General features: G+C 56.5%; 20 protein-coding genes and 1 pseudogene. 12 read left to right on the top strand and 9 right to left on the bottom strand.

Features of this window, described 5'->3' with window-relative positions:
* Positions 1–10 precede the first annotated feature (10 nt).
* From hslV to argB, 3 genes are all read left to right on the top strand, one after another.
* Positions 11–556, top strand: a complete 546-nt coding sequence (gene hslV, locus EL361_RS03600) for an ATP-dependent protease subunit HslV (protein ID WP_126376694.1) — start codon at positions 11–13, stop codon at positions 554–556.
* 30 nt (positions 557–586) lie between these two features.
* A complete protein-coding gene (gene hslU, locus EL361_RS03595) occupies positions 587–1,960 on the top strand; it encodes an ATP-dependent protease ATPase subunit HslU (protein WP_126376692.1) in 1,374 nt (457 codons plus the stop codon).
* A 118-nt stretch (positions 1,961–2,078) separates the two neighbouring features.
* Complete coding sequence (gene argB, locus EL361_RS03590; protein ID WP_126376690.1) at positions 2,079–2,966, top strand: acetylglutamate kinase; 888 nt, start codon at positions 2,079–2,081, stop codon at positions 2,964–2,966.
* 122 nt (positions 2,967–3,088) lie between these two features.
* On the opposite strand, the gene pyrR is transcribed toward argB, so the two are convergent.
* Positions 3,089–3,622, bottom strand: coding sequence for a bifunctional pyr operon transcriptional regulator/uracil phosphoribosyltransferase PyrR (pyrR, locus tag EL361_RS03585; RefSeq protein WP_126376688.1), 534 nt, complete (start codon positions 3,620–3,622; stop codon positions 3,089–3,091).
* Positions 3,623–3,840: 218 nt separating this feature from the next.
* On the opposite strand from pyrR, the gene EL361_RS03580 reads away from it, so the two are divergent.
* Positions 3,841–4,191, top strand: a complete 351-nt coding sequence (locus EL361_RS03580) for an IscA/HesB family protein (protein WP_126376686.1) — start codon at positions 3,841–3,843, stop codon at positions 4,189–4,191.
* 162 nt (positions 4,192–4,353) lie between these two features.
* Positions 4,354–4,701: an IscA/HesB family protein gene (locus EL361_RS03575; RefSeq protein ID WP_126376684.1), complete on the top strand. Its 348-nt coding sequence runs from the start codon at positions 4,354–4,356 to the stop codon at positions 4,699–4,701.
* 88 nt (positions 4,702–4,789) lie between these two features.
* Here the strand turns inward: EL361_RS03575 and EL361_RS03570 are convergent, their stop codons facing one another.
* The 8 genes from EL361_RS03570 to EL361_RS03535 form a co-directional block, all read right to left on the bottom strand.
* Entirely contained in the window at positions 4,790–6,058 is a 1,269-nt protein-coding gene (locus EL361_RS03570; RefSeq protein WP_126376682.1) for a phenylacetate--CoA ligase family protein, read from the bottom strand.
* Between the two features lie 410 nt (positions 6,059–6,468).
* Positions 6,469–7,266, bottom strand: coding sequence for an ABC transporter ATP-binding protein (locus EL361_RS03565; protein ID WP_126376680.1), 798 nt, complete (start codon positions 7,264–7,266; stop codon positions 6,469–6,471).
* 52 nt (positions 7,267–7,318) lie between these two features.
* Positions 7,319–8,482, bottom strand: coding sequence for an ABC transporter substrate-binding protein (locus EL361_RS03560; protein ID WP_126376678.1), 1,164 nt, complete (start codon positions 8,480–8,482; stop codon positions 7,319–7,321).
* A gap of 66 nt (positions 8,483–8,548) precedes the next feature.
* Positions 8,549–9,598 (bottom strand): branched-chain amino acid ABC transporter permease, encoded by a 1,050-nt coding sequence (locus EL361_RS03555; RefSeq protein WP_126376676.1) that lies wholly within the window; start codon positions 9,596–9,598, stop codon positions 8,549–8,551.
* Between the two features lie 3 nt (positions 9,599–9,601).
* Positions 9,602–10,489: a branched-chain amino acid ABC transporter permease gene (locus tag EL361_RS03550; RefSeq protein ID WP_126376674.1), complete on the bottom strand. Its 888-nt coding sequence runs from the start codon at positions 10,487–10,489 to the stop codon at positions 9,602–9,604.
* Between the two features lie 9 nt (positions 10,490–10,498).
* Positions 10,499–12,388, bottom strand: coding sequence for an AMP-binding protein (locus EL361_RS03545; protein ID WP_126376671.1), 1,890 nt, complete (start codon positions 12,386–12,388; stop codon positions 10,499–10,501).
* A gap of 9 nt (positions 12,389–12,397) precedes the next feature.
* Positions 12,398–13,180, bottom strand: a complete 783-nt coding sequence (locus EL361_RS03540) for an ABC transporter ATP-binding protein (RefSeq protein ID WP_126376668.1) — start codon at positions 13,178–13,180, stop codon at positions 12,398–12,400.
* Entirely contained in the window at positions 13,177–13,830 is a 654-nt protein-coding gene (locus EL361_RS03535; RefSeq protein WP_126376666.1) for a CBS domain-containing protein, read from the bottom strand. The genes EL361_RS03540 and EL361_RS03535 overlap by 4 nt, the downstream gene beginning before the upstream one ends.
* A 398-nt stretch (positions 13,831–14,228) precedes the next feature.
* Between EL361_RS03535 and hypA the strand changes: the two genes are divergently transcribed.
* From hypA to EL361_RS03500, 7 genes and pseudogenes are all read left to right on the top strand, one after another.
* Positions 14,229–14,579 (top strand): hydrogenase maturation nickel metallochaperone HypA, encoded by a 351-nt coding sequence (gene hypA / locus EL361_RS03530; protein WP_126376664.1) that lies wholly within the window; start codon positions 14,229–14,231, stop codon positions 14,577–14,579.
* Positions 14,580–14,660: 81 nt separating this feature from the next.
* Complete coding sequence (gene hypB / locus EL361_RS03525; protein WP_126376662.1) at positions 14,661–15,320, top strand: hydrogenase nickel incorporation protein HypB; 660 nt, start codon at positions 14,661–14,663, stop codon at positions 15,318–15,320.
* Positions 15,321–15,332: 12 nt separating this feature from the next.
* Positions 15,333–16,675: pseudogene (locus EL361_RS03520) on the top strand (sigma-54 interaction domain-containing protein).
* A gap of 157 nt (positions 16,676–16,832) precedes the next feature.
* Positions 16,833–17,312 (top strand): NifB/NifX family molybdenum-iron cluster-binding protein, encoded by a 480-nt coding sequence (locus EL361_RS03515; protein ID WP_126376660.1) that lies wholly within the window; start codon positions 16,833–16,835, stop codon positions 17,310–17,312.
* Positions 17,309–17,668, top strand: coding sequence for a NifB/NifX family molybdenum-iron cluster-binding protein (locus EL361_RS03510; RefSeq protein WP_126376658.1), 360 nt, complete (start codon positions 17,309–17,311; stop codon positions 17,666–17,668). The genes EL361_RS03515 and EL361_RS03510 overlap by 4 nt, the downstream gene beginning before the upstream one ends.
* A 90-nt stretch (positions 17,669–17,758) precedes the next feature.
* Complete coding sequence (locus EL361_RS03505; RefSeq protein WP_126376656.1) at positions 17,759–18,622, top strand: ATP-binding protein; 864 nt, start codon at positions 17,759–17,761, stop codon at positions 18,620–18,622.
* Entirely contained in the window at positions 18,619–19,518 is a 900-nt protein-coding gene (locus EL361_RS03500) for an ATP-binding protein (RefSeq protein ID WP_338031059.1), read from the top strand. The genes EL361_RS03505 and EL361_RS03500 overlap by 4 nt, the downstream gene beginning before the upstream one ends.
* Positions 19,519–19,529 lie beyond the last annotated feature (11 nt).

The raw sequence follows: 19,529 nt of genomic DNA, 5'->3' as shown, positions 1-19,529 counted from the left end.
TGGAGGCCTCATGGAACTGCGCGGAACCACTATCCTCGCCGTTAAGGATGCCAATGGCATCGCCGTGGCAGGTGACGGCCAAGTGACCTTTGGCCAAAGCGTGGCCCTCAAACACGGTGCCCGCAAGGTTCGCCGGCTCTATCATGACAAGATTCTGGCCGGTTTTGCCGGAGCCACCGCTGATGCCTTTACCCTGTTTGAACGCTTCGAGGCCAAGCTGGAGGAATTCGGCGGCAACCTCACCCGCGCCAGTGTTGAACTGGCCAAGGAATGGCGCATGGATAAGTATCTGCGCCGCCTGGAGGCCATGCTCGTCGTAGCTGACGCCGAAACCATCCTCATTCTGACCGGTACCGGCGACGTTATCGAGCCTGACGACGGAGTCGTTGGCATCGGCTCCGGCGGAGCCTACGCTCTGGCCGCTGCTCGTGCCCTGAAACGCGAAACCGACCTGCCTGCAGCCGTAATTGCCACCAAGGCCATGGCCATCGCCGCCGAGCTGTGCGTGTACACCAATAATTCCGTCACCTTGGAAACCATCGAGATAGAGGCCTAGCGCCCGTCTCTTCACAGATAAGGAGCCCCCGTGCAGCCACTGACCCCACGTGAAATCGTCTCCGAGTTGGATAAATTCATCATCGGCCAGAACGACGCCAAACGCATGGTCGCCATCGCCATGCGCAACCGCTGGCGGCGCCAGCAGGTTCCACCCGAACTGCGCGATGAAATAGCCCCCAAGAACATCATCATGATCGGCACCACCGGTGTGGGCAAGACCGAAATCGCCCGCCGATTGGCGCGGCTCTCCGGCTCTCCGTTCTTCAAGGTCGAGGCCTCCAAGTTCACCGAGGTGGGCTATGTTGGACGCGATGTGGAATCCATGATCCGCGACCTGATGGAAATCGGCGTAAACATGGTCCGCAACGAAGAGCTGGAAAAGGTCCAGGTCAAGGCGGAACGGCATGCCGAGGAACGATTGCTGGACCTGCTCTACCCAACCCCGCCCCAGAGCCAGGGCACAGTCATTGCCTCCGGTACCCAGCCGGGCAGCGCCCAGCCTGCGGAAAGCAGTTCCTCCACTCGTGAGAAACTGCGCAAATTGTGGCGTGAAGGCAAAATGGATGACCGCATCGTAGAGCTTGAAGTCTCCGAGCAGAGTGGCACCCAGATCGGCGTCATGGCCATGCCCGGTATGGAAAACATGGAGATGCAGGTCCGGGACATGATGGGCCAGCTATTCCCCAAACAGAGCAAACCACGCAAGATGAACGTGCGTGAGGCCTACGAAATTCTCATTCAGCAGGAATCCGAACGCCTCGTTGACATGGACAAGGTCACAGAGACCGCAAAGGAGCGCGTTGAGCAAAGCGGCATCGTCTTCCTAGACGAAATAGACAAGGTCTGCTCTTCCACCGCCAGCCGAGGCGCAGGCACAGCAGACGTCTCACGCGAAGGCGTACAGCGCGACCTGCTACCCATTGTGGAAGGCAGCGTGGTCAACACCAAGTACGGCATGGTCAACACGGATCACATCCTGTTCATTGCCGCGGGCGCCTTCCACCTGTCCAAGCCTTCTGACCTGATCCCCGAACTTCAGGGCCGCTTCCCGCTGCGGGTCGAGCTGGATTCCCTGAACAAGGAAGAGTTCTATCGCATCCTGACCGAACCGCAGAACGCTTTGACAGTACAGTACAGGGCCCTGCTCGCCACCGAAGGGGTCACGTTGACCTTCGAGGACGAAGCTCTGCAGGAAGTGGCTGCCTTTGCCCAGAAGATCAACGAGGAAACTGAAAATATCGGGGCGCGACGCCTGTACACCATCCTCGAGAAGATTCTCTCTGATCTGTCCTTCGAGGCCCCGGACAAGAGCGGCCAGCAGGTCGTGGTGGACCAGGAATATGTGACCAAGCATCTGGAAGACGTGACCAAGGATCGGGACTTGTCGCGCTACATTTTGTAACAGGTCGTCATCTGGGGCGGAGCGTGGGATTGCTTCCACCCCGGTTTTGGTGCAAAAGCAACAAACGATTATCGAGCCAAAACATCCTGCATCAGTCCATTGAACAAAGGACCGCATCGTGAAGAAAGAAAGCAAAATCGCAAAACTCCTGCTGGAGTCCCTGCCTTATCTGCGCAAATTCTACGGGCAGACCATCGTCATCAAATACGGCGGACACGCCATGAAGGACGAGGAGCTGAAGCAGGCCTTCGCCAAGTGTGTCATCCTGCTGAAATACATTGGGGTCAACCCCGTCATCGTCCATGGCGGCGGTCCCCAGATCGGTCAGATGCTGGAAGCACTGAACATCAACTGCCAGTTCCGCGAAGGACTGCGAGTAACCGACGCAGCCACCATGGATGTGGTCGAAATGGTGCTTGCGGGCAAGGTCAACAAACAGATCGTCAACCTGCTTAATCAGAACGGTGGCAAAGCCGTTGGCCTGTCCGGGAAGGATGGTCAGACCATCCGCGCCCACAGGTTGGAGATGGCCATTCAGCCCGATGACCCGTCCATCGCTCCGGAGATCATCGATCTGGGCCAGGTTGGCGAGGTCACTGAAATCGACCCTGCCCTGATTCGGACTCTGGAAGCCAAAGGATTCATCCCGGTCATCGCTCCCGTGGGCGTGGATGACGAAGGCAACACCTACAATATCAACGCCGACTCCGTGGCTGCAGCCGTGGCTGGTGCGCTGGAAGCGCGCCGCCTGATCCTGCTGACCGACGTTGAGGGTGTTCTGGACAGCAATGGCGGACTGATCTCCTCCATGACTGCTCGTACAGCTGCCCAGGCCATTGAGGACGGCACCGCCAAGGGCGGCATGATCCCCAAACTCAAATGCTGCCTCGAAGCCCTGGATGCAGGCGTGGAAAAGGCTCAGATCATCGACGGCCGACTGGAGAACTCCATTCTGCTGGAGATGTTCACGGTCCAGGGCGTGGGAACGCAGATCGTCAAGGACTAGTCATTGAAGTGATGAGCATCTTTGGACATAAATTGATTTTCCAAAGAGTTCGGAATTACCAATAACAAAGCGGCGCACAGGACAATATCCTGCGCGCCGCTTTCATTTCAATTCCAGCCGAATCAGTTGGTGAGGACCACTTCCTCGCGCTCATCTCGCTCGGAAAGATACACATCCACGTGTTCACCGCGACGGGTATCAATGGTCTTGCCGACATAGTCGGCGGCAACGGGTAACTCGCGGTGCCCGCGGTCCACCAGCACCAGCAGTTCCACCCGATTGGGACGCCCGAAATCCAAAATGGCCTCCAGCGCCGCACGTGTCGTGCGCCCGGTGAACAGGACATCGTCCACAAGCACGATATCCTTGCCATCGATGTCAAAAAAGATTTCGGTCTTGTTGATCTGCGGTTGCACCTCCAGAGAGGTCCAATCATCCCGATACAGATTGATATCCAGCTGGCCTCCAGGAATTTCGCGTTGTGCGCGCTTTTCCAGAGCAACCTTCAACCGTGCAGCGAGGTCAACACCCCGTCGCTGAATCCCGAGAATGGCAACAGACTCGCAGTTGCCGTGACGTTCAACAATTTCCATTGCAAGCCGATCCATGGTGCGGGAGATCTCCTCCGCAGTCATCAGTACCTTGCTCTCGCTCATCTTCGCGTCTCTCCATGGTTATGGCGAACAGCCCCCTCAGGGGCGCGAAATATCGAATGATCCAACGATACGTAATCCCGGCACGCATTGCAATATATGTCACCAATGTATGATATAGATATTCTCGATGCTAAACTAAATAATAATCAATACTATTGACAGCAACGAAACCCAGCATTACTTGACTCATTCACATCACAATTCCATCGGAGGAAATCATGCTGGAAGTGACCGATAAAGCTCGCGAGGAGCTTTTGTCCTACTTCAAGGACAAAGAGCTCTCCCCCATCCGGGTGTATCTCGCGCCGGGCGGCTGAGCAGGCCCACGACTGTCATTGGCTCTGGATGAGCCTAAGGATACCGACGAAGTCTTCGAATTTGATGGTGACATCAAGTTCGTCATGGAAAAAGAACTTCTTGAAGCTGCGAAGCCCGTGAAAGTAGACATTACCTACACTGGTTTCTCCGTGGACTCCAACCTCCAGCTTGGCGGCGGCGGTTGTGGATCCGGTAGTTGTGGCACCGACTCCAGTGGTGGCTGCGGCTCCGCTGGCAGCTGCTGCAGCTAGCACGCCTTTCGACTCTGTCGAATCGCCGGCGTCTCTTCGGAGGCGCCGGTTTTTTTATACCCGCACAAAATACCCGACTAAAAAGCTTTTCCTGATGCAGGCCATTGACAACATCAATGAGAGATTTACACTGATGCCTGAGACAAACATAAGGAGGCATTCATGATTCAAGTTTCAGACGCCGCCAAAGGCGAATTGGTTAAGTATTTCGAAGACCACGATAACGCTCCAGTGCGTGTATATCTTGCCCCGGGCGGATGCTCAGGACCACGACTTTCCCTGGCGCTGGACGAGAAGCGTGACAATGATGTGAGCCTGGAACTGGGCGACGACATCCAATTCGTCATCAACAAGGACCTGCTCGACGAAGCCAAGCCCGTGAAGGTGGACCTGACTTACACAGGATTCATTGTAGAGTCGGAGATGGAGCTTGGCGGCGGAGGCTGCGGTTCCGGTTGTGGATCCGGCGGTTGCGGTTCCAGCGATGGCGGCGGCTGCGGCTGCGGCTGATTCAACGAGTCTTTTTCCCCCTCTCCAAACAGAAAGGGCGGTCCACCCACGGACCGCCCTTTTGTATCAAAAATTCTAGCAACCTGGTCTATTCAAACAGACGCTTATCCAGCAGAGCAGGAGCTTCCTTAGCCAGATCTTCGCCAGCACCAAGCACTGTCAGCACTGGGCGCAGCTTGCACTTGGCCTGAAAAGCCTGAGCGAATGCATCCTCATCCAATGCCCCGCTCAACTTCAGCTTCAATTCCAATCGATCCTGTCCTCGGGGGTTGGTGACCAGAACCTGCCACCGTTCGATCTGTTCAAACAAGGCCACAACCTCCGCCACCTGTGCAGGGTAAATGAACTGTCCCTTGACCTTGGCAGTGTCATCCACACGCCCGACAATGGCCCCCAGACGCAGGCTAGTCCTCCCACAGTCGCAGGGTTCATCCACAAAGTACGACAAATCACCCGTGGCAAATCGAACCAGAGGATACTGAGTCGAGAACGGCGTTACCACCACTTCCCCCGTCTCACCCATGGGCAAAGGCTCATGGGTCTGGGGATCACAAATCTCGACATGACAACGATTGGAAACGTGCATGCCACCAAGGGCAGGACATTCATAGGCAATGCAGCCCAAATCAGCCGTACCGTAGCCCTGACGAATGAGCATCCCAAAATCATGTTCCAGGCCGGAGCGCAAGGATGAGGACAGCCGTTCAGCCGCCACAAAGGCCACTTCCAGCTGGAAATCCCGCTTGAGATCCAGACCTTTGGACACGGCCTTATCAGCGATAATACGCAGGTAACTGGCCATGCCCACAAAACCGGTCACCGGCAGTTCTGTCAAGAGCTCCAACTGTTTTTCCGTGTTACCCGGACCAGCAGGGATAACAGCACAACCAATTTCCCGGAGTGGTTCTTCCAGCATCAAACCAGCCGGAGTCAGATGATAGGAAAAGGTCATCTGCACGACATCGCGTTTGCGGAACCCGGCGGCATGAAAAGCCTCGGCCCAGCCCCAATAATCCGGCCCTTGCCCTTCCGGGTCAAAGATCGGTCCGGGAGACTGATAGATACGGCGCAAATCGCCCAACTCACAGGCCAGCAGCCCTCCCATGCGAGGTCCATGACTCTGCATCTCAATGAGTTCCTTCTTGCGCAGCACGGGCACACGTGCCCAATCCGCCAGGGAGCCAATATCCGACAAGGTCAATCCGGCCCCGTCCAGGCGAGTCACGAACTCACCACCATTGTCCCAGGCCACCTCAATGACCTGTTCAAGACGATTCCATGTACGTTCGGCCCGCTCACCTGGACTCATGGTTTCCAGATCGTGATATACGCCACTCATGCGCTCAGCCAGAGTCATGCCGTACTCCTTGTCGAATGAGAAAATAAAAGGGGTTGAACTCTTTATAACAAATTGAATGCGCAGCGGAAAGGGCCGATCCCTTTTACCTCAAAAGCCGAATCAGCCCATCTCATTCGCATCAATTCAAATGTTGCTCGTCAACGTCGCACGGCCTTTCCATGCGGGTCAGTCTCCGGTGAATCGATTTATATTCTGCGGTGGCGGCGTTGTCTCAGAACATTGAAATTCGACGCGTAATCTTCTGTTCGCGAGAATTTGAATATTGTGCAGCAGCCCCCTCTCTGGTTAAAATGTTTTGGAACAACGAAGACTAGGCGCGAGGTGAGATCAAGACCGAAGTGTACTTAGAGGTACATGAGGGTTTGATCTCTCCAAAGCAACAACGCCTTCGTCGATTCAAAAACGTTTTAACCCAGCCAACGCTTGCGGCGTCGGTAGTGTTTCACATCACGGAAACTGCGCTTCTCGCCACCATGGCCCATGCCCAGATAAAATTCCTGTACGTCGGGGTTGTTCAACAGGTCTTCGGACTTGCCGTCCATGACGATGCGCCCGTTCTCCATGATATAGGCCATTTCAGCGATACCCAGTGCCGCCCGAGCATTCTGCTCGACCAGAAGGACCGTGACGCCCTCTTCGGCATTGATGCGCCTGACGATGCCGAAGATCTCCTCCACCAGCAACGGGGCCAGCCCCAGGGAGGGTTCATCCAGCAGGAGCAACCGCGGCTTGGCCATCAGCGCCCGGCCAATGGCCAGCATCTGCTGCTCACCGCCGGACATATAGCCGGCAACCTGCTTACGGCGCTCCTTGAGACGTGGGAAATATTCGTACACACGTTCCACCCCGGCTGCGTATTCGCCTCTGGGGCGCGTATAAGCACCGCAGCGAAGGTTCTCTTCCACGGTCAGATCCTCGAAAATGCGACGACCCTCCATGACCTGGAAAATCCCCTCGCGCACGACCTTTTCCGGGGCCCATTTATTGATGGGTGTTCCGTCATAGACCACAGCACCATCAGTGACTTCCCCATCTTCGCTTTCCAGCAGACCGGAAATAGCCTTCAGGGTGGTCGATTTCCCTGCACCGTTGGCACCGAGAAGCGCGGTGATCTTGCCTTCCTCGGCAGCCAGGGACAGCCCCTTCAACACGAGCACGACGTCGTTGTAGACGACCTCGACATTCTCGACTTGCAACAATTCCACGTGTGTTCTCCGGGTTGCGGGGCGACCCTTGGCCGCCCCGCTCAGAAGGTTCTTAGTGACCGAGCCACTCGGCCTTGCGTTCCAGGGTCGGGGAAGCGGTCTTGACCAGCTTGCCACCCTCGATCGTGTAGATATTCACACTCATGTTCGGGCGATGGTCATCAGCAAAGTAGCTGATGGCAGGAGTCAGGCCCATGGGATCAAAGTCGCGCAGGGTCTCGGCTGCTTCCTTGATCCCCTTGCCGTTCAAGTTACCGGCAGCGTCTGCAATCTTGATGGCCTCAGCCATGACCAGAGTGGAAGCAAATCCACGCAGATAATGCGACATCACGGCCTGACCACCGGTCCGCTCACGGATCAGAGCGGCACCGGGCACGTCATCGTTGTAAACGGCAGCCGCCTGCAGGCCGACCTGCCCCTTGGCAGCTTCACCTGCGAGGTCAATCAGACTCTCGTCATTACCCCAGAGGTTGATCAGGAAGGTGGTGGTCATGGACAGCTTCTTGGCGTCCTTCAGAATAACGGAAGTGGAAGGAGTCGTCCCACCAATCCAGCAAAAGTCCGGAGCCTTCTTCTGCAGAGCCAACAGCTGGGTGGTGGCATCCATGGCCTTCAGGCTGACATTCTCTTCGCCCACAATTTCAAAACCGATCTCAGCTGCGTATTCCTTGCCACCCTTGATGGGGGACAAGCCATAGGGATGATCAGGATAAATGAAGGCCAATTTGGGCGCACGCGCCTCCTTCCAGTTTTCCTTCAGATACTTCAAGCCAGCGCGCATTTGGGTGGTGTAGTCTGCGGCCACAAAAAAATTGTATGGAGCAACCTTGGGATCGGTCAGGTGCGCCGAGTAGGACGCGGACCATGTCGGCATCTTGTCGCGGGCCACGAACTTGGTCAGCGCTTCGGTGTCTGCAGTGCCCCAGCCCTGCAAAGCGACCATGCCCTGGCTTTTGAAGCGCTTGTAGGCAGCCAGTGCCTGCTGCACATTGTAGGCGTAGTCCACCTGCAGCAACTTGACCTGCTTGCCATTGATGCCCCCATTGTCATTCAGGTACTGAGCGCAGGCCTTGATGCCTTCGGCATAAGGCTGACCAACGGCCGAAGTGGGGCCCGACAGGTCGGACAGCACACCGATCTTGATCTCGGCTGCCGATGCAGACACGGCGGCGACCATGAATGCCATGGCCATGATGATGGTGATGATGCGTTTCATTTCATTCCTCCCTCTGGTTATCAAAACATTGATTGCCCCGGTGCAAACGCCCCAGGCTCTCCCGGCCTAATGGGCGAAGGGATACAGCTTCCAATATGCCTTCACGAGCCGCCAACGGTGTGCAAGACCTTCAGGCTCGAAAATCAGGAACAGAACCAGAACCAGGCCGAAGATGCCTTCCTTCATGGCAAGCAGGTAGGTGCTCACATCAGGGAAGATGTCACCCAGCGCGCTGGCGGTGATATTCAGGAACTCCGGCAGCAACGTAATGAATATCGCCCCGAAGATGGCCCCCTGCACACTGCCCATGCCACCGATGATGATCATGGCCAGATAGCTGATGGACAGCCCGATATTGAACTGCTCGGGCGTGATGTACATGGTATAGTAGGCCCACAGGCCACCGGAAACGCCAGCCAGAAAAGAACTGACGCCAAAGGCCTGGAGTTTCGTGGTGAAGAGGTTCACGCCCACGATCTCCGCGGACAGATAATAGTCTCGGATGGCGACGAATGCCCTGCCCTGGCGGGTGCGTACCATGTTGCTCACGGCCAGCACCGCGACCACGGCTACGGCCAGCGTGAGATAGAACATCTTCTCGTCGGTATCGAAGATGAATCCGAATATTTCTGGTGAATCCACGGCCACACCGGATGAACCGCCAGTGGCAGACTCCCAGTGCAGGAACACGTATTCCAGGATCAACTGGGCAGCCAGGGTGGCAATGGCCAGGTAGATGCCCTTCAGACGTAATGACGGAATACCGAAGATCATGCCCACAACCGCAGCCACGGCCCCACCAAGGGGCAATGCCAGCAGGAAGGGCACCCCCAGAGCGGTGAACTTGGCCGTAGCATAGGCACCAACGCCGATGAACGCGCCATGGCCCAAAGATATCTGACCACAGTAACCAGTCAGCAAGTTCAATGAAACCGCGCCAATGACCGCAATATTCACCAGGTTCAGCACCGAGACCATATAGGAATCAAGCATGTATGGAGCGCCCAGCAGAACCACCATGAACAGCCCAAGGCTCCATTTCTGGAAAGCGCTGGGCAACAGCTGGGCCTCGCCACGGTACGTCTCAAAAAACAGTCCGCATTTACCGTTGCTCATGCCCTAGACCCTCTCGATCTCTTCGGTTCCGAACAAGCCATAAGGCCTGATCATCAGAATCAGCACCAGGATGACAAAGGCCGCGACTTCGCGGAAACCGCCGAGCCCGAGGATATCCTTGGCCAGACCGTCGCCGATATTCTCCAGCACACCAATAATCAGTCCACCCAAAGCAGCACCAAGCAGGCTATCCAGTCCACCCAGAATCACCGCCGGGAAGACCTTGAGTCCAAGGTGTCCGAGCTGCGAATTGATGCCATTGATATTACCCAGAATCACACCACCGATGCTCGAGACCACAGCCGCGATACACCAAGACAGGGCAAAAATATTCTTGATGCCAATGCCCATGCTCTGAGCGGCCTGCTGGTCCTGCGCCGTTGCACGCATGGCAATGCCCACCGACGAGTATTTGAAGAAGGCCGAGAAAATGGCGAACAGCACAACCGAAAGCACAAAGGCGGCGATATATACAGGAGAAATGGGCAGCCCGGCGATAAACACCGGCTCCTGCGGCAGCACAGGCGGATACGCCCGCAGCTGCGTTCCCCAGAACATCTGAACCAGAGCTTTCAACACGCTGGACAGCCCCACGGTGACCATAATCACGCTGATAATGGGTTCGCCAATGAGCGGCCTCAGGATCATGCGCTCGATGGCCATTCCCAGAATAACCGAAAAACCAAGCGTCATGACAAACGCCAGCAGAAATGGAATCTGAAACTGAACGGTCAGCGAAAAACACATGTACGCGCCGACCATGACCAATTCACCCTGGGCAAAGTTCACGACCTTGGTGGCCTTGTAGATGATCACGAATCCCAGAGCCACAAGGCTGTAGATACTGCCCACAACCAACCCGTTGATGATCAACTGAAGATAATATTCCATGATCAGTCCCTACTCGACGTCTCGAAGTTGCATGGTTCCGCACATCTCCCGGGTCCGGCCGTCCTGGTATTGGATACAGGCCGTAAGCTCCACACTGGTCTTGCCCGAATACAGTCCCTCGATGACCTCGCCGTAACGCTCGGATACAACAGCGCGGCGCACCTTTCTGGTTCGGGTCAACTCGCCATCGTCGGCATCCAGTTCCTTGAACAACAGCACAAATCGACTGATCTGTGTTTCGGAGGGCAACGTGGAATTGATCTGCTGCACCTCACGAGCCACAAGGTCATAGACCTGTTCCTTGGCGGACAGATCCTGATAGGTGGTGTAGGTAATCAGCTGGGATTCAGCCCAACGCCCAGCGATCTCCGCATCCAGACAGATGATGGCGGCAATGGCCTCGCGCTTCTCTCCAAGGACCACGGCTTCCTTGACGTAGGGCGAAAACTTGAGCTTGTTCTCCATAAACTGCGGGGAAAAACGGGTGCCGTCATTCAGGTGCATTACGTCTTTCAGGCGATCGATGACCACCAACTGGCCGTTGTCCTTGAAATATCCAGCATCGCCCGAAAGCAGCCAACCGTCCTCGATGGTCTCGGCAGTGGCTTCCTCATTTTTGTAGTAGCCAAGGAACACCGCCGGGCTCTTGGAAAGAATCTCACCCAGTTCACTGATTTTGATCTCGGTCTCGGGGATGGGTTCACCCACCGTGTCAAAATCAATGGCCCCATTGCGATGGATGCAGGAGATGCCCGCGATCTCGGTCTGGCCGTAAATCTGTTTCAGATTCACACCCAAGGCGTGAAAGAAACGGAAGGTGTCCGGTCCAAGAGCCGCACCACCGGTCGAAGCACTGCGCAAATTGGAAAACCCAAGCCGATCGCGCAGAGCACGGAACAGCAACCAGTCCGCAATGCGATGCTTCACGCGCTCCACAAGGCTCGGTGTCTCACCCGCCAGGATGCGATCAGCCCACTTTGTGCCCCAGGGCAACAGCAGGTTGTACAGCCCACGCTTGAGCGAGGTGGTTTCCATGATCTTGACCTGAACCTTGGCTGCCATGTTCTCCCAGACTCGTGGAGGGCTGAAGATCAGGTTCGGCCCTATTTCGCGAATGTTTTCCTGCACGGTATCGGGTTCCTCGGGGAAGTTCACGGTGAACCCAAACAGCAGGGCTGAGGCTACTGCCATCATCTGCTCGCCCATCCAGGCCAGAGGAAGGAAGGACACAAACTCGTCAGAGACGTGTTTAGGATCAGCCGCACCAAGGTTCGCAGCCATGGACAACATATTGCGATGGCTCATCATGGCCAGCTTGGGGCGACCCGTTGTGCCCGATGTCGTGGCAATGAGGCAGGGATCATCAGGTGACAAATCATCTGCCCAGGCCTCGAAACGCGAGGCTTTATCCTTACCTATGGCGCGGATATCCTCGAAGGAGTGCAGACCCTGTTCGTCGTAGCTCGATAACCCTTTGGGGTCGTGGTAGACGATGTATTTCAGATCCGCCAAATCTGGACGCAGGGTCAGGATTTTATCCACCTGTTCCTGATCCTCTGCGATAACCATTTTTGCTTCCGCAAGTTCAAAAATATAGCCGACCTCATCAGGCGTTGCATCCTGATACAGGCCCAGGGCCATGCCCCCCAAGGCTTGGATACCCAACTCGGCCCACAACCATTCAGGCCGGTTGTCGCCAATGAGAATGACAATATCGCCCCGACCAAAGCCGAGGGTCTTCAACCCACCCGCGAATTCGCTCGCGGCCTGAAGGTATTCGTTCCAACTAAAGGGCTGCCAAACGCCCCACTCCTTTTCGCGCAGGGCCACACTGTCGCCCTGACGGCGAGCCTGCTCAACCAGCAACTTGGGCAGCGTGGTATCGTGTACTTGACTCATCACGCCTCCCTAGCGTCCTGCATAGGCCGCGTCACTACCCAAATAGGCAGCAACCACGTCCGGGTTGTTCTTCACTTCATCGGGACTGCCCGAAGCCAGCACCTGACCGAAGTCCAAGACCACCACATGATCGGAAAGGTCCATGACCACACCCATGTCGTGTTCCACCAGGAGTACGGTCACGCCCCACTCCTCATTAATATCCAGAATGTAGCGAGCCATGTCCTCGGTTTCCTCAAGGTTCATACCCGCCATGGGTTCATCCAGCAGGATGAGCCGGGGTTCGGCAGCCAGGGCCCGCCCAAGCTCGACACGCTTCTGCACGCCATAGGGCAGACGCCCAGCGGCCTGATGACGATAGGGAGACAGTCCCAGGAAATCGATGATGTCCTCCACCCGGCGGCGATGGGCATCCTCGGACCTGCGAGCCTTTCCAAAATAGAACATCGATGCCAGCAGTCCATAATCCAGACGGCTGTGACGCCCGACCATCATGTTGTCCAACACAGACAACCCACGGAACAGAGCAATGTTCTGGAATGTACGAGACAGGCCATCATGGGTTCGCTGATGAGCCTTCTTGCCCAGCAGCGGGGCATCGTTCAAGCTGATGCCGCCCTCGTCGGGGGTATAGCGACCGCTGATGCAATTCAGCATGCTGGTCTTGCCCGCGCCGTTGGGACCGATCAGCGAGGCGATCTGCCCCTCCCCGACCTGAAAGCTGACATTCAACAGGGCGGCAATGCCCTTGAACGTCAAGGTGATGTTATCTACGGAAAGCAAGGTGTTCATTTCCAATTCTCTTTGAATGTATCAGGACCGACCAGCTTGTAGCCGCGATCACTCAGTTCCTTGGCAATGGGGGTAGGATCATCGGCTTGCACTCGGAAGACAACAATGCGGGTGCCGTTATGAAAGAACGTTCCTGTCGAAATGATGGAGATGCCCATCTCCATAATAATGCCCGACACCTCATGGATGACGCCGGTGCGATCCTCCACCTCAAAGACGATGCGCGATCCCCCCTGCCTGAGCCCCATTTCCTCAACCAGAACATCAAGCATGACGTTGCGATTGATAAAGCCCAGCAGATTGTTCTTCACGTCTACCACCGCCAATCCGGCAATGTTCTTGGTGAACATGATCTCTGCGGCTTCCTCGATCTCGGTTTCGGGAGAGACGGTGGTCAGGTCCGTATGCATGATCTTGCCGATCTTGAGCTTGGAGAGCAGATAGTTCAATTCATGGCGTTCAAGGGTGGTCGCATCCGAAGGCAAGGCCTTGCGCACATCTTCCTTGCGGACATAACCGGCAAGCTTATCTCCATCCTTGACCAGCAGCATCCACAACTGCTCATTCTCCATGATCCTGTCGGCATCGCTGACCAGGGTTTCGGAAGTAATGGTCACGAAATCCGTTAGCATCTTCAGACCGACGTACATAGTGCGTCTCCTTTACCGAAATAGCATTCGGTTCGTATAGTGAAGCGGGGGTTTTCGAGAGAAGTGTGCCTTACAATGAAGACAATGGCATTTGCCGTACGTTTTCCGTGAACGGGCGAAGTGCCCCCGTGACCGGGGAACCCGTCCTCATAGAGAGGAATTTATAGTAGTCGTAGCTGTACGGCAAACATAATAGATATGACGAGTTAGTCGTTCACACCTGTTTAACATCATAATCGATCGCGTCGTCAAGACTTTTACGTGATATATCAGAATTTGCGCCTTTTCGCCCTCTCGCGGATTGCCTCTTGGCATTCTTCGCCACGAAGTATACAACATCCACCGACCCAAGAGACCCAACGGATTCACCCATCTTTGCCCAGGAGAGAGACCGCCCCATGCACGAGATGTCCATTGCACAAGGCCTGATCGCCATCATGAAGGAAGAGATGGAAAAACACGGGGTCACCAAACTGCACAGCGTACGTGTGGCCTACGGTGAATTAGCCGCTCTGGTGCCTGAAGCCCTGACGTTTGCCTTCGAAGCCTGCACCCTGGGCACAGACATGGAAGGCGCCACTCTGGAGATGATTCCCATCCCGGTGGTCCTCAAGTGCTCTGATTGCGGCGAACAGTTTTCGCCAGACAGGTCGGATCTGTTCATGCCCTGCCCAAAGTGCGGAGAAGGCCTTGGACACGAAGTCCTGCAAGGCAAGGAACTCTACCTCGACAACATGGAAGCGGAATAGCGTTTCGGTCTGGGAGCATTGCCAAATCCCAACCAGACAGTTACGTTTTGCCCCAAGACTGAACCTGACAAGGAGAACCCCATGGAAATCCCCGTCGTCCGTAATATTCTGGAAGCCAACGATCGCATCTCCAACCAGCTGCGCAAGATCTTCAAAGCCAACAAAATCCTGGTCCTGAACCTCATCAGCTCACCCGGATCGGGCAAGACCTCCACCCTGGAGCGTACCCTGACCGACCTGCGTGATGAGATGAAAATGGCCGTTATCGAAGGCGATCTGCTCACCGACAACGATGCCCGCCGCGTAGCTGCCACCGGTGCCCAAGCCGTGCAGATCAATACAGACGGCGCCTGCCATCTGGACAGTTCCATGGTGCTCGAAGCCCTGGATTCCATCGACATCGAGGGCCTGGACATCCTGTTCGTGGAAAACGTCGGCAACCTGGTTTGCCCCGCCGAATTCGAAGTCGGAGAGGACTACAAGATTTCACTGCTGTCCGTCACCGAGGGTGACGACAAGCCGGAGAAATACCCCCTGCTGTTCGCCGAATCCCAGGTCATGCTTCTGAACAAGACCGACCTGCTGCCCTACGTGGACTTCAGCATGGAGCAGGCCTCCAAGTTCGCCAGGGCCTTGAACAAGGACATCAATATCTTCCCCATCTCCTGCAAAACCAGCGAAGGCCTGGACGCCTGGTACGAATGGCTGCGCGTCAAGACCAAGGAAAAGAAAGAAGCCTAGCTGGAGGGTAGCATGGCGATTCCGGACCAACTCCCCTGCGAGGCCATCCTCGAGAGCATCGCCGACGGTGTCTTCACCGTCGACCTGGACTGGAACGTCACGTCCTTCAACCAAGCCGCCACCCGTATTACGGGTGTTTCCCGCGACGAGGCTCTAGGTCAGAAATGCTGGGAAGTTTTTCATTCCAGCCTTTGTGACGGAGCCTGCGCCTTGCGAGCCTGCATGGACGGAGCACCGCCCATTGGATGCAAATCCATATTCATCGTCCGACCAGACGGTGAAAAGGTGCCCGTTTCCATCTCGGCAGCGGCCCTGCACGACGCCCAAGGCAACCTCATCGGCGGTGTGGAAACATTTCGCGACCTGTCCGAACTCCATCGCCTACGCCGCGAGGTGGAACGCTCACACACCTTTGAGGACATCGTTGGCAAGAGCCCGGCCCTGGACAAGATCTTCGGTATTCTGCCCCAAGTTGCACGCTCCAATGCCACCGCCCTGATTCTGGGCGAATCGGGCACAGGCAAGGAGCTCTTTGCCCGCGCCCTGCACAACCTCTCCGAACGCGCCAAAGGCCCTTTCATCACCGTCAATTGTGGCGCACTGCCCGAGACCCTGCTGGAATCCGAGCTCTTCGGATACAAGGCAGGAGCCTTCACCGACGCAAAGCGCGACAAGCCAGGGCGCTTTCACCAAGCCAAAGGCGGCACCATCTTTCTGGACGAGATTGGTGACATGCCCATGTCCCTACAGGTCAAGCTGCTACGCGTGCTTCAGGACAAGACCTACGAGCCCTTGGGGTCGGTCCGCAGTGAGACCACCGACGCCAGGGTCGTTGCCGCCACCAACCACGACCTGGCTTCGCTGGTTGCCGAAGGCCGTTTTCGACAGGACCTGTATTACCGCCTCAATGTAGTGCAGATGACTCTCCCCCCCTGCGGGATCGACGTGAGGACCTGCCACTACTGGTCAACCATTGCCTGCGCCGCCTGAACACAATCCAGGGCAAAGACCTTCAAGGCATCTCCGAAGACGTCATGGCCATCTTCATGCGCCACGACTTCCCGGGAAACGTCCGCGAGCTTGAGAATATCCTTGAATTCGCATTCATCCTCTGCCCCTCGGGGTTCATTCAACTCGAACATCTCCCCGAACAAATCCAGCCTCAAGACATTCCCACCCAAGGGCAACCTCAACTCAACACCCCCATGACTCTTGAAGAAGCCAAATGCCACACCGTTCTCGCCGCGCTCTCGCGTAACAACGGCAAACGCATGGCCACTTGCCGCGAACTGAATATCTCCAAGGACACCTTGCGCCGCATGCTGGCCCGCTGCAGTGAGCTAGGCGTAAAATAAGCCCAAACAGCTCCACAACAAGGCGCAGCCCGCGCCCATCTTCCCCATCTAAAGACATCAACAGCCTATAATATAACAATATTTTATTTGGCACTCATTGTGCTCTCTTGAATCTATCAGCCGCAGAGCTTGCGCCTGAAAGACCAAGGAGAATTTTGTGCTGTTGTGCATGGCCTGCTTCGGCGACCGGCTCGCCTCATTGGCCGAGAATGCAGATTGTTTCCGCCTCTATCGAGTGGACGGCGGAGTTCCCAACCAGGAGGGTAGTATCAATCCTCCTGGACGGGAACCCGCCGCCCTCACGGCGGCGCTGACCTCTTGCGGTGTGGATGAACTGATCTGCGGCGGCATGACTGGCTGTACCCGTCGTTTTTTGACCCAGGCTGGAATCACTGTCCATCCGTGGATCAAGGGAACGCTGGATGAAGTCCTCGGCGCCTGGGCATCCAAAACCTTGGATTCACTCGCTATGCCGGGCTGCGGCGGTCCACGTTGCGGCCCGGGTAATGGCCCGGGGCAAGGAACCAGAGGTCAAGGCTGTGGCCAGGGGCGACGCAACGGCATCTGCACCAATGAATCAATCTCCCGCCCCGGACGCTTGCGTCATCAGGGCGGCAAGACAGGAGACACCAAATGATCATCGCCGTATCCAGCCAAGGCCCCGGCCTGGCCAGTTCGATAGACCCCAGATTCGGACGCGCCGCCGGATTCGTGGTCATAGACACCGACACTGATGAGCACAGTTATTTCGACAACGAGCAAAACCTCCAGTTGGCCCAGGGCGCAGGTATCCAGGCGGCGCAAAACGTGGCCAAAACCGGCGCACAGGCTATCCTGACCGGACATGTCGGCCCCAAGGCCTTCCTGGCTTTGGATAAGGGCAAGATTCAAATATTCCTGGGCGCATCCGGCACAGTCGCCGAGGCTCTGGAAGCCTATAAGAATGGGACCATGCAGCCCGCAAGCGCCCCTGACAAACAGGGACACTGGTAGGCCATACCACACGCACCGGGGCAGGACTTTCCTCCGAACCACCCATGTCTGCCCCGGTGCACCATTCATTACAACAAGGTTGAATCATCCATGCGCATAGCCATTGCAAGCGGCAAAGGCGGCACCGGCAAAACGACCGTGGTCGCAAATCTTGCCGTTCATCTGAAAAATTCGAAGCACTCCGTCGCGGTCGCAGACTGCGATGTGGAGGAGCCAAACCTGCACCTGTTCCTGAACCCCCATCTGGATATCGAAAAAACCGCCGTAGTGCCCATTCCGGAAGTGGATAACGAACTCTGCACAGGTGACGACTGCGGCCTGTGCGCGCAGCTCTGCCGCTTCAAGTCGCTCATCCTCATGGCCGGCGAGGTCATGGTCTTTCCCGAGTTGTGCCACGGCTGCGGACTGTGCACCCTGGCCTGCCCGGAGAAAGCAATCACTGAAGGTAGCCGGGCCATAGGTGTAGTACGTAGCGGAAAGGCCAATTGCATTCCCTTCACCGAGGGTGAAATGAAAATCGGCGAAGCCATGGCTCCGCCGCTCATCGAAGAGGTCAAAGCCGCTTCGCCACAATGTGACATTGAACTCATCGACTGCCCCCCGGGCACCTCGTGCCCGGTGATCAAGGCTCTGGATGGAGTCGATTTTGCCGTACTCGTCACCGAGCCGACCCCCTTCGGGCTGCATGATCTGGATCTGGCCGTACTGACTTTGCGCCAACTGCGCATTCCCTTCGGCGTGGTCATCAACCGCGACGGCATGGGGAATTCATGCGTGCACGACTACCTGAACCGTGAAAAGATCACACTCCTGGGCGCAATCCCCCACTCCCTGAAAGCGGCACAAGCCTATTCCAAAGGCCTGCTGCACGTGGGTAACGTGGAGGGTTTCGACGACCACTACGCCAAGCTCTGGGAGAATATCCAGCAGAGCATCGGGGAGGCCCGGTCATGAGCCCGAGCATGAATACCAAGACCATCAAGGAAATCGTCGTCATCAGCGGCAAGGGCGGCACGGGCAAAACTTCCGTGACCGCGGCCCTGGCCTCGCTGGGTCCTCAGAAAGTCCTGGCCGACTGCGATGTGGATGCTGCGGACCTGCACCTGGTGCTGGCCCCGAAGAATATTCGCACCGAAGACTTCGTCGCTGGCGAACGAGCCTTCATCAATACTGACAGTTGTGTGGATTGCGGACTGTGCCTTGAGCACTGCCGCTACGGTGCGGTCTCGGAGGATTTCCAGATTATCCCCGAAAACTGCGAAGGCTGCGGCGTATGCGCCTTTGTCTGCCCCGAAGATGCAGCGGTGATGCTACCGCGCACCTGCGGAGTCTGGCATGTTGCAGAAACCCGCTTCGGTTCCATGGTCCATGCCCGCCTCGGCATCGCCGAAGAGAACTCTGGCAAACTGGTAACCACGGTGCGCAAGACTGCCCGTGAATTGGCCGAAGCCCAGGGCGCCTCCCTGATTCTCACTGATGGCCCTCCGGGCATCGGGTGCCCGGTCATCGCCTCACTGGGTGGAGCCAACCTGGCCATAGCCGTGGCCGAACCCACAACCAGTGCCCTGCACGACCTCAAACGAGTCTTTGGCCTGACGAAACACTTTGACATTCCCTTGATGGTGATTATCAACAAATCCGGCATCAACGAAGAAACCGCCAAGGTCATCCGGGACTACTGCAAGGACAACGGCGTTGAGGTAGCGGGAACGCTGCCGTACGACAAAGCCTTCACTCAGGCCCAGATCAACGCCATGTCTGTCGTAGAATACGACCCCGAAGGCCGGGGCAAGGACCTCGCCGCCATTTGGGAACGCATCCAAACGCGACTGAACCAACAAGACCAGTAACTTCCGAGGAG

Origin of the sequence: Desulfovibrio ferrophilus (genome assembly GCF_003966735.1) — a bacterium.
Taxonomy (GTDB): domain Bacteria; phylum Desulfobacterota; class Desulfovibrionia; order Desulfovibrionales; family Desulfovibrionaceae; genus Desulfovibrio_Q; species Desulfovibrio_Q ferrophilus.
Note: the sequence above shows the minus strand (reverse complement) of the source record. Positions and strands in the feature narration are given on the sequence as shown.